This is a genomic window from Corynebacterium sp. HMSC11D10 (genome assembly GCF_001806995.1).
Classification (GTDB): domain Bacteria; phylum Actinomycetota; class Actinomycetes; order Mycobacteriales; family Mycobacteriaceae; genus Corynebacterium; species Corynebacterium coyleae.
The window spans coordinates 64075-77028 of the sequence record NZ_KV787056.1 but is presented as its reverse complement, the minus strand read 5'-3'; the positions used below and the strand labels follow the sequence as shown (position 1 = coordinate 77028).

The following is a 12954-nucleotide window of genomic DNA, read 5'->3' as shown; positions in this document are numbered from 1 at the left end:
GCGAGACGTTCATCGCCGAAAACGGCGCGGTGGTGTGGCACGGCGGCGAGGTCGTCTCCACCACCGACCTGCCCCTGGATGCTGCCCGCAACCTCATCGCAGCGCTTCCCGACGCACCATTTCCCGCCCACACCGTCATCTGTGCACCAGAAGTGGCCACCACCCTCCCGCTGCCACCGGCCATCGACGCCGAGGTAGACAAGTACTACGCCTCCCGCACAACACTGGCGGCGCTCGGCGACCACCCCACCCCCGTGATCAAAATCGCCCTCTACGTCGAAACCGACGCCGAACGCGACGCCCTGCCCTGGGTCCGCAAACACGCCCCCGAGCTGCGCGCTGTAGTCAGCGGCAAACACTGGCTAGACATCATGCACCCAGACGCCGACAAAGGACAGGCACTCGAAGCGCTCGCCGACACGCTGGACATCCCCCTTGCACAGACCGCAGCATTCGGCGACTTCCTCAACGACTACGGCATGCTTCGCGCCGCCGGCTACGCCGTCGCCATGGAAAACGCACACCCCGACCTCAAAGCGATCGCGGACGAGGTGATTGGGTCAAATGGGGACGAGGCGGTCGTCGATAAGCTTGCGCAATGGCTGAAATGATCGACTTCACCCAACCCGCCGACATCGTCGCACCGCAGTTGCTGGGGTGCCTCATCACCCACAACGGGGTGACTGTGCGCCTGACCGAAGTCGAGGCATACCTCGGCGACGACGACCCCGCCGCCCACACCCACAACGGCAAAACCGCCCGCAACGCCGCCATGTTCGGCCCACCCGGCAGACTGTACGTCTACCTCTCCTACGGCATCCACCACAACAGCAACATCGTCTGCGCGCCCGAAGGCATCGGCCAAGGCTGCCTCATGCGCGGCGGCGAAATCATCACCGGCGAAGCACTCGCCCGCCAGCGACGCCAACGCCCCGACCGTGCCATAATCCCGTTTGAAAACCTCGCACGCGGACCAGGCAACCTCGGCCAAGCTCTCGGACTGGGGTTAGGCGACAACGGCACCCCGGTGGAGATCACCCCGCGCACGCAGGAGCCGGAGTGGGTCGCAGGACCCCGCATCGGGATCTCCAAAAACAAAGACGCCCCGTGGCGGTTCTGGATCCCCGGCGACAAGACCGTATCCACACCACGCGGGCGCCCGAAGCGGATCAACCTTTTGGGTGATTGATTGAAGGTTAGGCTTACCTATATCCTCAATCTGTAACTAAGGGTAACCTACCCTTCATTCCTAGATTGGAGAAGCAGATGACCATGGCCGCCCCCACTGACCAGCGACTGTCGGCCGCACTCAAAGACCAGACCGCCACTGCGCACTCCAGCGCCGAGAATTCCCCCTTCATGTCGAGGCTTGGAAAAGGCGAGCTGGACCGGGCGGCCGTAGCAGAGCTGACAGTGCAGTACTTCCACATCTATTCGGCACTCGAAGATGCGGTGCGCCGCGCCGCTTCCCACCCCGCGGTGGCGCAGATCGCCGACGAGCGCCTCGAGCGCGTGCCCGCCCTCGAAGCCGATCTCACCGCCATGCTCGGCGCCGGCTGGAAGGAAACCACCGCCCCACTCGATGCCACGAGGCGCTACGTTGCCGAACTCGAGGCGCTCACCCCGGACTCTGGCCCGGAGGTCATCGCCCACCACTACGTGCGCTACCTCGGCGACATTGCCGGCGGACAGGTGCTCGCACGCGTGTTCCAGAATGCGTACGCGCTGCCCGACGAGGCATTGCACTTCTACAACTTCTCTGCGGTAGGCAAGATCCCGCACTACCGCGCGCACTACAAGGCAGCGCTCGACGCGATGCAGCTTGACGACGAAGAGCGCGCACGAATCATCTCCACCGCCCAGCACGTTTTCGACCTGAACCAGGCGGTGTTCCAGGACCTTTCGGCCCACGCCGGCTAGGCCGGGCGCGCTAACGCCTGTCGACGTAGGCGATCGCACCCCAGATCGCCCCAGCCGCCACGAGCGCAGTGAGCACTCCGCCAGTGAGCGTGAACTGCGCTGGCACCAGAAACAGCACGAGCACCGCCAAGCAAACGATCAAACCCCAAGCCACCGCGAGGACGATCCCCGCGCGTTTGCCCAGTCGAGCACCGGCATCGCGGCCCTTGTGCGAGGGCAGTGACGACAGCCCGAGAACCGCGGCCACCAACGCCACGCTCGCAGGGAACGCCCCCCAGATGTTTCCGGTGCCGCCCCGAACGCGATCACACCTGTGATCAAGGCGATCAGGGCCCCTTAGTGCCAGGGTGGTTGTGAACAACGAACCGTAGGAGGTTTTGTTCATGACCGATTCTCAGTTGCCTCAGTCGGTGCCGTCGGTGTTGACGTCGCCATCGGCTGTTGAGGTCCCCGTGGCTGCCCGGAAGGTCAAGTCTCAGACGTCGCGTGAGGAGGTTGAGGAGATTTTGGCGATGCCGCCGCGTGTGCTGGCGGCGGGGGAAGTGCTCGATGAGGAGACGTTGGTATCGCTTGAGGCGGTGGCGTTCGTGTTTTCCCCGTTCCGCGAGACCGGTTCTGGCAGTTGGTTTCATCCAGCGCAGCAGCGGCAGATGATCACGATTTACAACCTGTTGCCCTATGGCACGAAGGGCCTGTGGTGTGCGCGGCAGGGGATCCAATACTTCAATCTCAAGCGTTGGGCCCGCGCATTGCAGAAATCGAAAACCACTGATGACGGCCTCGACGGTACCGAGCGTGCCAAACGCTTGGCGGATGCTGCCTATCTGGGAAAACCTAGTGCGGAATACATCCGTGAGGTGGTCGTCGAGTACGGGTTAGTACCGCATGGCCAGAAAGAAGCTTGGTTGGTTGCGCATGGACTTGCTGCCCATACCGTGCGACGCTGGACAGCAATGGTGGCGGACGGTGATCTGCCAACACGCACAAGGCCAAGGGGGGTGGAGCGTTGACGATGGATGAATGCGCTGAAATTCAGCAGCTGCGCAAGGAAATCTCCGCGCTAACGCAGGATAAACGCAAGCTTGAACTCGACGCGAAACGTCGGGAAGAAGCAATGCAGAGTGCCCTGGATAAGGCGACGGAAAGGGCAGAGCGGGCTGAGTTGGCCACTGATGTGTTGGGAAAAGCTGTAACGTCCATGCCAGGAGCACCTGGCGTGGACTCAGACGCGGAGGAAAAGTCCTCACCGGCGCCCAACAACGCCTCTACGAGCAAGGACGCCAAGCGGAAGAAACGCTGATCAATCAGCTTGTTTCCGTCGGTTACTCCAAAACGAAGGCGATGGGAATTATCGGTGTGTCGCGCAGCCGGGTCTTCTACGAAACTCATCCGCGCCCGCGCACCGACAACCCGATCCCGTATCACCAACGCCGGATCAGCCGGCTGCCGGATGCCACTGTCAAACGCATCGTAGAAATGCTGGACGACAATCCGCATTGCGGGGTGGACCAGGTGTTTTACGCCACGTTGAACAACGGGATCTATCTGGCGAGTCTGCGCAGCTTTTACCGGGTGGCCAAAGCGCACGGCAAACTGTTGCACCAACGCCACAACACCAAAGCCAGACAAGCCAAACGCCGCCACGACGCCGCGCCGCCGCATGTGCACGCCACCGCCCCCGGACAAGTGTTGTGCTGGGATATTACGTTTTTGCCTGGCCGGTGCTACGGGCAAACCTTCGCGTTGCACATGGTGATCGATCTGTACTCGCGTGCCATCGTCGGGTTCGTCGTCGCAGAACGAGAAAACAGCTAACTTGCAGCAGCGATGTTCGCCGACATCTTCACTCGTTTTCCTGATGTGCACACCGTGCACTCCGACAACGGTGCTGCGATGACCAGCAAACGACTCGGTAAACTCTTCGCCGAACATGGTGTGGCCCGCTCGTTGAACCGGCCGCATACCAGCAACGACAACCCACACGCCGAGTCGGTGTTTCACACCCTCAAGACCAGGACGTACTATCCGAAAACCTTTACCACGCTGGGTGAAGCAGACGCCTAGGTCAGCGCTTGGGCGCCGGTCTATAACACCACCCCACACAGCGGGATCAACTACTACCCACCACAAGCAGTCCTCGACGGTACCTGGATAAACCTGCAACGCAAGCGAGAAGAAGGGATGCGAACCGCACTGAGCGAAGGCGCCATCGCACAACTACCGGACACCAAAGCTGGCACAGACCTTCCGGCAGAAGTCAGCATCATCCGTACCACCACCCAAACCGCCCAAACCCCACACCCCATCACGATCTAACACCCAGACCCGTTCACAACCACTTGACACAAAGCGCGACATTCAGCTCGCGCACGGAGTGGTCGAGGTGGCGGGCAAGGATGCGTCGGAAAGCACAGCCTCCGAACTCGCGCGCACGCGCGCTGTCATGCTCCAAGACGTCAGCGTGGCGTTTTCCTTCCTCGTGCGCGATGTCGTCGAAATGGGCCGCCACCCCTGGGGCCGTGGGCCGGACGATGCGGCGATCGTGGATGCGGCGCTCGACGCGACGGGGATCACCCACCTACAGGACCGCGAGATTGTGACGCTGTCCGGCGGAGAGCGAGCCCGCGCAGCCTTCGCGCGGGTGCTCACGCAGCAAACGCAGGTCGTGCTTCTCGACGAACCCACGGCCGCCATGGATGTCCACTTCCAAGAACAAACGATGGGAGCCGTTCGCGCGCTTGCCCGCCACGGCGTGACAGTCATCGTCGTGTTGCACGATCTGCAGCTCGCGGCGCGATATTGCGACCGCGTCGTGTGTCTTAAGGCGGGCGAGGTAACAGCGGCAGGCTCCGTTGACGAGGTGTACGACGACGCGATTCTCAGCTCCGTCTACGACTGGCCCATCACTGTGCTACGGAGCGGCGGGCGGATCTTTGTGGCGCCCGACGAGGCGAGCGAACCAGCCTCCGGGCTCTGGTGTCCTACCCCGACTACCCCCAATCCATTGTAAAAGTTAGGCATACCTTGCTAAGGTAAGCCTGGCCTATTCAAATGGTGTAGCACCTACATCCGCCACACCAACTCACCGAAAGGCTTCATCAATGTCCCGCACCACCACCCTCGCGGCCATCACCGCCACGGCCATGATCTCGACTGCATTCGCCACCCCCGCTGCCTTCGCGGATGCGCCAACCATCGAGTCGGGAAATGCGCACTGGAACATCAAGGAATCGTTCCTGCGCTACGTGCAATCCCCGTTCGTCGCCAGCACCATCACAACCACGGAAGGCGCGGAGAAGGTGCTTCGCGACGGCAAGCTTGCTGACTTCGCACTTCCGGTCAATGCCGCCGACTCCGCCCTCGATGCCAACGGCAACGGCACCATTGACCTCGACGGCGCCATTTCGATCGAGGGCCACCACGGCGCTATGGACATCAAGATGTCCGACTTCAAGATTGTGGTCAACGGCACGAAAGGCGTCCTGCAGGCGGATTACGTGCGCAAGGGCGCAATGCCGGGCTCTGAGCCCACCACCGCCACCGGAGACGACAAGCCGATCGCAGAGTTCGAGGTCACAGATGCGCTGAAGCCCGGCAAGGACAACAAGTTGTCTGCGACGTTCACCCCGACCAAGCTGACCGAGTTCGGCGTCGACATCTTCGGCTCGAGCTACGAAGTCGGCAAGCCATTGGATGACTCGAAGGTCGACGTCGACCTCACATTCAAGGCACCGAAGGAGGAGATGAAGCCGGCTGACCCGAAGCCGACCGACCCGAAGCCGACCGATGAGGACGGCTCGAGCACCGGCGCAATCGTCGGCATTGTCATGGCGGTCATCGCAGTGCTGGGTGGCCTGGGCTTTGCGGCGACTCAGCCTTCGGTCCAGAAGCTGATTAACCAGTTCATGGGCAAGTAGCGTCCATGTGCAAGGCGCGATTGTCCACCGCGGTGGCGGTGGCGCTATTGCTTTGTCCTCCTGCCGTCGCTGAGAGCAAAACCGTGGAGAAAAGACACTCGCACGGAGATTTCATCGACGGAGGACGGCTCGCCGGCTACGCAAGTCACGCGGGCAATCGCACTGGCGATGGCTTTCACCGGTTTAGGGTTCGCGCTCGGCGCCCTCATACAGGGGGCCGCGTCAATCCTCGGCATCAAGCCTCCACAACTGCCCCAATTGGTGCGTTAAAACACTGTCCCCAGGGCCCGCCGTCCGGCGGGGCCCTCATTTGATTCGAAAAGGATTCGCCTCCATGCTCATCTCCCGAAACGCCGCTGCGGCGGGGTTCTCCGCGCTCTTGCTCACCACCGTGCTGGCAGTACCTGCCAGCGCGGCCGACAGCTCCTCGGCTGACCCCGACGAGGTCAGCGGCACATTTGTGTGGCCCATTTCCAGCGGTTTTCTACATCAGGCCGTCATCAAAGGCCAAGGTCGCGTGCTCACGGACGGGGGCGCGACGTGGAACCAGGAATCGCTTGAATTCTCCTTCCCGGTCACCTCCGCGACGCGGACCGGAAAGACGTGGACGTTCGCGCTCGACGGCTCAGCGCAGGTACAGGGATACAAGAATGCGGGTGGCTACGACGGCTGGGCCGTAGATGTGAAGTACTCGGACCTCAAGCTGAAGGTAGAGGGGGAAAACGCCACTTTGTACGGCGATTACCTCCTCGCCGGGGTCGCGAACAAGACGTACAAGCCAGTCGGTGCCAAGGGGGACGACGAGCCGCTGGTCACCTTCACACTCGGCAGCGAGATCACCCCGCCGAAACCAGTGGCAGAGCACAACCGGACAACAGTGTCGGATACCGGCATGGAGAAGTCCCTCAGGCACTACCCGAAGGGCACGTTGCTAAAAGACTCTGAAGTGGATCTCAACGTGACATTCGGGGCGACTGCTCTCAGCCCTGGGGCGATCGCGGGCATCGCCGTGGGCGTGCTCGCCGTACTTGGCGGTCTCGCCTACGCGTCAACCCTTGCCCCGGTCCGGGCGATCCTTGCGAAGTGGCTGCCCCGGTAGCTACTTCTTCTTCTTTTTCTTCTTGCCGCCCTTGCCCACTTTTCGCTTCTCCAACTTGGCGGCGACATCGGGCACGTAGCGGAACTCGTCGCGAGGCGGACGCTCATAGTCCGTGATCGCTGGGCGCTCCGGAATCTCTGGGAGGTCAGGCTCAATATGCTCATACGGAATCGTCGACAACAAGTGCGAAATGACATTGATGCGGGAGCGCTTCTTGTCTTCGCTCTCCACCGTGTACCACGGCGCCGCCGGAATATCCGTGTGGACAAACATCTCGTCCTTTGCGCGGGAGTATTCCTCCCACTTTGTGATGGACTCCAGATCCATCGGCGACAGTTTCCACTGACGCAACGGGTCCTCGCGACGCGACTGGAAGCGCTTGTACTGCTCCTCATCCGAAACGGAGAACCAGTACTTGCGCAGCATGATGCCGTCCTCAACCAGCAGGCGCTCAAAGATCGGCACCTGGTGCAGGAAGCGGCGGTACTCCTCAGAGGTGGCAAAGCCCATCACGCGCTCGACGCCGGCACGGTTGTACCAGGAACGGTCAAAGATGACGATCTCGCCTGCCGTCGGCAGCTTCTCCACATAGCGCTGGAAGTACCACTGACCCGCCTCGCGGTCCGTCGGCTTCGGCAGCGCCTCCACACGGCACTGACGCGGGTTGAGGTACTGGGTGATGCGCTTAATTGCGGAGCCCTTGCCCGCAGCGTCACGCCCCTCCATAATGATCACAACACGCTCGCCGTTTTCGACGACCCACTGCTGCATCGCAACCAACTCAGCCTGGAGGCGCAGCAACTCCTGCTCATAGGCATCACGGGACAACTTCGGCGGCTTTTTAGCTTGGCTCATAGGTATAACCGTACTCACAGACAAAAACGACACAACAATTATCTCGCGAGGGAAGACATTGTTGAACAATCTATGGGCTATACTTCTCCCGAAACCTTTTCAATACCGTACCGGGTCACTCAAAAAGTCCCGGTAACGCTGACCTAAACGGATGCCATGCTTGCACATAACGTTTCCGCCGAAGTTCGCAGAGCGATTTCGCGCGGTGAGTTTATCCCCGGACAGAAGCTCAACGAGGTGGCCCTCGCTGACCGCTTCGGGGTATCTCGCAATACGCTGCGCGAAGCCTTCGCAATGTTGACCGCTGAAGGCCTGGTCGAGCGCATCCCCAACCGCGGTGTGTTCCTCGCGACCCCAACAGCGGAATTCATCACCGACACCTTCCGCGCACGTGCAGCAATCGAACCTGCTGCACTGCTATGGGGTACCGACCTGGACGTCGACCGCCTCGAGGAGCTCAACGCCGAAGGCCGCACCGCAATTGAGGAACAGGACGACGACCTGTTCATCGCTGTGAACCAGGCATTCCACCACGTCGTACTGTCCTCGATGGGTTCAAAGACCCTCGGCGACACCATGGACCAGCTCGACGCCTTCCTCCGCCTGGCCACCCTCCCGATTCTGGAGAAGGATCCCTCATTCAACCGCCGTTTCATCGGCATTAATGAGCACATCGTGGAGCTGCTGCGTGCCGACGATCGCCAGGGCGCATCCGACTACCTCCAGCACCAACTGATTGAGCTAAGCACCGAAATCATCGAGATGATCGAGAAGATCAACAGCGGGCAGCTCATCTAGCCCCGCACCCCCCTTATGTTCGGGGTCACACTCGAACAGCGGTATAACTGGGGTCATGCATATAGACCTCAACGCCGACCTCGGTGAAACGACTGCGGGCAACCCGGTCGCAGACGATGCGGCGATGCTGCAGATGGTCTCCAGCGCAAACGTTGCGACCGGCTTCCACGCTGGAGACCCCCACTCCATAGCCGGAACGCTCAAAGACGCCGCAGCACATAACGTCACACTCGGCGCACACGTGGCCTACAACGACCCCGTCGGTTTCGGCCGCCGATTCATGGACTACACCCCGGCCGAACTCGCCGACGAAACCCTCTACCAAATCGGCGCCCTCGACGCGCTTGCCCGCGTCCACGGCATGCACGTGTGCTACGTCAAACCACACGGCGCGCTGTACAACACCATCGTCCACCACAAGGCCCACGCCAAAGCCGTCATCGACGGCATCAAAGCTTTCAGCCCCGACCTGGCCGTCATGCTGCTGCCAGGCGGTGTTGCCGTCGACATCGCAGAAAAAGCCGGCATGCGCGTCATCCGCGAAGCGTTCGCCGACCGCGGCTACAACCCCGACGGCACGCTGGTATCGCGCCGCGAACCCAACGCCGTCCTGCACGACCCAGCCGCCGTCGCCGAACGCGTCCTCCAGGTCGCCTCCACCGGCTCCGTCACCGCCATCGACGGCACCGAAGTCAAAGTGCAGGCCGAATCCGTCTGCGTCCACGGCGACTCCCCAGGCTCGGTCGAGCTGACACGCAGTGTCGTCGCCAAGCTTCGCGACGAAAACATCACGATCGCGAGCGTCCTATGACCCTCAGCATCAAACGGGTCGGCACCCGCGGCCTCATCGTCGACCTGCCCGACCTGGCCACGGTGATGAACTACTACGCCGCACTCACCGCAAGCCCGCTCGACCACCAAACCGACGTCGTTGCAGCCGCACGCACCGTACTGCTTACCTTCGACTCGCCCACCGCGACCACCAAGGCAATCGACACGCTGCAGACCTACAGTCCCGCAGCCGCAGAACACACCGAACCACGCGACATCGCCATCGACGTGCTCTACAACGGCGAAGACCTCGCCCCGCTGGCCGAATCGCTCGGCATGAGCACCCACGAACTCATCGACTGGCACACCTCCACCACCTGGGTCGCAGCCTTCGGCGGATTCGCCCCAGGCTTCACCTACTGCGTCCCCGAAGACGCCACCCGCGCCCTGAGCATCCCACGCCGCGACACCCCACGCACCGCCGTGCCCGCCGGCGCCGTGGCACTAGCAGGCGAATTCTCCGCCGTTTACCCACGCACCTCCCCCGGCGGCTGGCAGCTCATCGGCACCACCAACACTCCAATGTGGGACTCCACCGCCACCCCGCCCGCCCTCGTCGCCCCCGGCGACCGTGTGCACTACAGAGCAGTCGACGCACTTAACGACGACACCACCCTCGCCCGCCACCACCTCGCCACCCCACCACGCCGCCCCGTCTTCACACTCGACGACGCCGGACTCCAAACCCTCTACCAAGACCTCGGCCGCCAAGGCAACGGCAACCTCGGCGTAACCACCTCCGGCTCCGCCGACCGCGCCTCCGCACGCACCGCCAACGCAGCCGTAGGCAACAAACGAAACGCCACCCTGCTCGAAAGCATCGGCGGGCTCACCATGACCGCACTGACCGAAACCGTCATCTGCGTCACCGGTGCCGACACGGACGTCACCGTCGGCGGCAGGCCAGTACTGCTGGCAACGCCGACGATTGTCCCGGCGGGTGCGGAGGTCGTCGTCAAGCAAGCGCGCCTCGGGTTCCGCACCTACATCGCCGTACGTGGCGGACTCATCGCCGACACCGAACTCAACTCCGCCGCAACCGACATGCTCTCCGGCCTCGGACCCAAACCACTCCAAAGCGGCGACCAAATCGCCATGTCCCTAGCCAAACCACAATCCGCCAACTCACTACTCACCAACCCCCTGCGTGTCGAACGCGACGGAGCAGACGTCGTCGGGACCGTACGCTGCGTCCTCGGCCCCCGCGACGACTGGTTCAGCAACGACGCCGTCGAACGCTTCTTCAACACCACATTCACCGTCACCGCCGACTCCAACCGCGTCGGCCTCCGACTCGAATCCGACGTCCCCCTCACACGCGAACGCGAAGGCGAACTCCCCAGCGAAGGCATGGTCGCAGGCTCCATCCAAATCCCACCCTCCGGCCAACCCGTCTTGTTCCTCCGCGACCACGCCGTCACCGGCGGATACCCCGTCATGGCAACCGTGATCAACGAAGACGTCGACATCGCCGCCCAACTCCCACCCGGCGCCAAACTCCGCTTCGAACGCTTTTCCCTCTAACGCACTTACGCCCCAGTTAGGACCCTGTAATGACTCTAAACGCAGTACTCATCGCCAACCGCGGCGAAATCGCCGTACGCATCGCACGCACCGCACGCGACCTCGGCATCCGCTCCATCGCCGTCTACTCCGAACCCGACACCGGGGCACTCCACACCCAAGTCGCCGACGAGGCCTACCTCCTCCCCGGCAAAACCTCCGCCGAGACCTACATGAACATCCCGGCGCTCATCGAAATCGCCCACCGCGCCGGCGCCGACTGCCTCCACCCCGGATACGGATTCCTCTCCGAAAACGCCGACTTCGCCCGCACCGTCGAACAAGCCGGCCTCACATGGATCGGCCCATCCCCCGACGCCATCGAACTGCTCGGCGACAAACTCTCCGCCCGCGCGCTTGCCGTCGAAGCCAACGCCCCACTCGCACCCGGCACCGGCGAACCGCTCGAAACATGGGAGGAGGCGCGCGACTTCGCCGAAGAACACGGCATGCCAATCGCCATCAAGGCTGCATTCGGCGGCGGCGGCCGCGGCCTGAAAGTCGTCTTCGATGAAGCCGACATCGAAGAGGGCTTCGCCTCCGCCGGACGTGAGGCACGCGAAGCGTTCGGCCGCGGCGAATGCTACGTGGAAAAGTTCCTCACCCACCCACGCCACGTCGAAGCGCAAGTGCTTGCCGACGCCCACGGCAACGTCGCAGTCCTCGGCACCCGCGACTGCTCCACCCAGCGCCGCTTCCAAAAACTCATCGAAGAAGCCCCCGCGCCATTCCTGACCGACGAGCAACGCAACGCCATCGAAGAAGGCGCACGCGAGATCATCCGCAAGGCCAACTACCAGTCGGCTGGCACCGTCGAATACATCGTCTCCGAGGACGGCACCGTGTCGTTTCTGGAGGTCAACACGCGCGTGCAGGTCGAGCACCCCGTCACCGAGGCCGTCACGGGCGTGGACATCATCGCCGAGCAGTTCCGCATCGCCGACGGGCTTCCCCTCTCCTTCGTCGACGGGGACTCGGTCGACCCACAGATCAACGGCCACGCCTTCGAATTCCGCATCAACGCCGAGGACGTGACCAACGGCTTCGCGCCGTCGCCCGGGACCGTGACGCGTTTCGACGTCCCCACCGGCCCCGGCGTACGCGTCGACACCGGCGTACTCACCGGTGGGCAGATCCCGCCCTACTACGACTCACTCATGGGCAAACTCATCGTCTGGGGCCCCAACCGCGACACCGCCCTGCGGCGCGCCGAACAATCCCTGTCCGAGTTCACCATCGAAGGCGTGCGCACCGTCATCCCGTTCCACCGCGACATGGTCGTCGCCCCGGAACTGACCGGCGACACCCTGGACGTCTACACCGACTGGGTGGACCACAACTACTCGCCGTCGCAGCGCCACAACAACGTGGACATCGAGCACATTTACGACGAGCGCCGCAACGTGATCGTCGAAGTCGACGGCAAACTCCACACCATCGGCTTCCCCGTCGCCCTCCTCGGCACCGGCGAAGGAAACGCAGCCCCGGCCCAGGCTTCCACTCCGGCTGCTGATGCCGCAGGGGCCGTCACCACCAAGTACGAAGCCACCATCGTGGAGTGGCTCGTGGCTGACGGCGACGTTGTTGCCAAGGGCGACCCAATTGCCACGATCGAGGCCATGAAGATGGAATCCCAGATCAAGGCAACCCGCGACGGCCAGATTTCACTGGCGGCGCAGCAGGGTGAGCGAGTCAAGGCGAACGCCACGATCGCGACGATCTCCTAGCCGAAGAGTTGGTCCATTGCTCCGCGGTTGGTGTTTTTCACCGGGTAGCCGCGGGGCGAAATCCATACCGGGGCACCCCGCACCATGACGATCCGGCCCCGTTTCTTACGCCACGGGTCATCATCATTGACCCGATTGTGATAGCGACACAACGGCGCCAGGTTGCCAATGTTGGTCTCCCCACCATGCCGCCAGGCCTCCACGTGGTGTAACTCGCAGTTGTCTGCTCCGTGACGACAGCCAG

18 protein-coding genes are annotated in these 12954 nt (G+C 62.7%); 15 read left to right on the top strand and 3 right to left on the bottom strand.

Going from position 1 to position 12954, the window contains the following annotated elements:
* The 3 genes from HMPREF3120_RS07585 to HMPREF3120_RS07575 form a co-directional block, all read left to right on the top strand.
* On the top strand, positions 1-611 hold a 611-nt coding region (locus HMPREF3120_RS07585; RefSeq protein WP_070451816.1), incomplete at its 5' end, for an HAD hydrolase family protein.
* Complete coding sequence (locus HMPREF3120_RS07580) at positions 608-1189, top strand: DNA-3-methyladenine glycosylase (protein ID WP_070451841.1); 582 nt, start codon at positions 608-610, stop codon at positions 1187-1189. The genes HMPREF3120_RS07585 and HMPREF3120_RS07580, both read left to right, overlap by 4 nt.
* An 83-nt stretch (positions 1190-1272) precedes the next feature.
* Complete coding sequence (locus HMPREF3120_RS07575) at positions 1273-1920, top strand: biliverdin-producing heme oxygenase (RefSeq protein ID WP_070451813.1); 648 nt, start codon at positions 1273-1275, stop codon at positions 1918-1920.
* Positions 1921-1930: 10 nt separating this feature from the next.
* Here HMPREF3120_RS07575 and HMPREF3120_RS07570 read toward each other — a convergent pair whose 3' ends face one another.
* Positions 1931-2176, bottom strand: coding sequence for a hypothetical protein (locus HMPREF3120_RS07570; RefSeq protein ID WP_141739394.1), 246 nt, complete (start codon positions 2174-2176; stop codon positions 1931-1933).
* A 127-nt stretch (positions 2177-2303) separates the two neighbouring features.
* Here HMPREF3120_RS07570 and HMPREF3120_RS07565 point away from each other — a divergent pair, with 127 nt between their 5' ends.
* From HMPREF3120_RS07565 to HMPREF3120_RS07535, 8 genes are all read left to right on the top strand, one after another.
* Positions 2304-2930: a hypothetical protein gene (locus tag HMPREF3120_RS07565; RefSeq protein ID WP_070451807.1), complete on the top strand. Its 627-nt coding sequence runs from the start codon at positions 2304-2306 to the stop codon at positions 2928-2930.
* Between the two features lie 2 nt (positions 2931-2932).
* Positions 2933-3220, top strand: coding sequence for a hypothetical protein (locus HMPREF3120_RS07560; protein WP_070451804.1), 288 nt, complete (start codon positions 2933-2935; stop codon positions 3218-3220).
* A 41-nt stretch (positions 3221-3261) separates the two neighbouring features.
* A complete protein-coding gene (locus HMPREF3120_RS07555; protein WP_070451801.1) occupies positions 3262-3735 on the top strand; it encodes a hypothetical protein in 474 nt (157 codons plus the stop codon).
* A 12-nt stretch (positions 3736-3747) separates the two neighbouring features.
* Positions 3748-3984, top strand: a complete 237-nt coding sequence (locus HMPREF3120_RS07550) for a DDE-type integrase/transposase/recombinase (RefSeq protein WP_070451797.1) — start codon at positions 3748-3750, stop codon at positions 3982-3984.
* 117 nt (positions 3985-4101) lie between these two features.
* Complete coding sequence (locus HMPREF3120_RS12465) at positions 4102-4236, top strand: hypothetical protein (protein ID WP_256366007.1); 135 nt, start codon at positions 4102-4104, stop codon at positions 4234-4236.
* Between the two features lie 58 nt (positions 4237-4294).
* Positions 4295-4930: an ABC transporter ATP-binding protein gene (locus HMPREF3120_RS07545; RefSeq protein ID WP_371326405.1), complete on the top strand. Its 636-nt coding sequence runs from the start codon at positions 4295-4297 to the stop codon at positions 4928-4930.
* 91 nt (positions 4931-5021) lie between these two features.
* Positions 5022-5837, top strand: a complete 816-nt coding sequence (locus tag HMPREF3120_RS07540) for an HtaA domain-containing protein (protein WP_070451790.1) — start codon at positions 5022-5024, stop codon at positions 5835-5837.
* A 334-nt stretch (positions 5838-6171) separates the two neighbouring features.
* Positions 6172-6936, top strand: coding sequence for an HtaA domain-containing protein (locus HMPREF3120_RS07535; RefSeq protein ID WP_070451787.1), 765 nt, complete (start codon positions 6172-6174; stop codon positions 6934-6936).
* Here HMPREF3120_RS07535 and ppk2 read toward each other — a convergent pair whose 3' ends face one another.
* Positions 6937-7791, bottom strand: coding sequence for a polyphosphate kinase 2 (gene ppk2, locus HMPREF3120_RS07530; protein WP_070451784.1), 855 nt, complete (start codon positions 7789-7791; stop codon positions 6937-6939). It abuts the gene before it with no gap.
* 156 nt (positions 7792-7947) lie between these two features.
* Here ppk2 and HMPREF3120_RS07525 point away from each other — a divergent pair, with 156 nt between their 5' ends.
* The 4 genes from HMPREF3120_RS07525 to HMPREF3120_RS07510 are packed head-to-tail and all read left to right on the top strand — an operon-like array spanning position 7948 to position 12710.
* A complete protein-coding gene (locus HMPREF3120_RS07525; protein ID WP_070421271.1) occupies positions 7948-8589 on the top strand; it encodes a GntR family transcriptional regulator in 642 nt (213 codons plus the stop codon).
* A 55-nt stretch (positions 8590-8644) separates the two neighbouring features.
* Entirely contained in the window at positions 8645-9400 is a 756-nt protein-coding gene (locus tag HMPREF3120_RS07520) for a LamB/YcsF family protein (RefSeq protein WP_070451782.1), read from the top strand.
* A complete protein-coding gene (locus HMPREF3120_RS07515; protein WP_070451780.1) occupies positions 9397-10944 on the top strand; it encodes a 5-oxoprolinase subunit B/C family protein in 1548 nt (515 codons plus the stop codon). Before HMPREF3120_RS07520 ends, HMPREF3120_RS07515 begins: the two co-directional genes overlap by 4 nt.
* 29 nt (positions 10945-10973) lie before the next feature.
* Positions 10974-12710 (top strand): acetyl/propionyl/methylcrotonyl-CoA carboxylase subunit alpha, encoded by a 1737-nt coding sequence (locus HMPREF3120_RS07510; protein ID WP_070451777.1) that lies wholly within the window; start codon positions 10974-10976, stop codon positions 12708-12710.
* Here the strand turns inward: HMPREF3120_RS07510 and HMPREF3120_RS11745 are convergent.
* Positions 12707-12954: HNH endonuclease signature motif containing protein (locus tag HMPREF3120_RS11745; RefSeq protein ID WP_141739396.1), on the bottom strand; the 248-nt coding region annotated here is incomplete at its 5' end. The genes HMPREF3120_RS07510 and HMPREF3120_RS11745 overlap by 4 nt on opposite strands.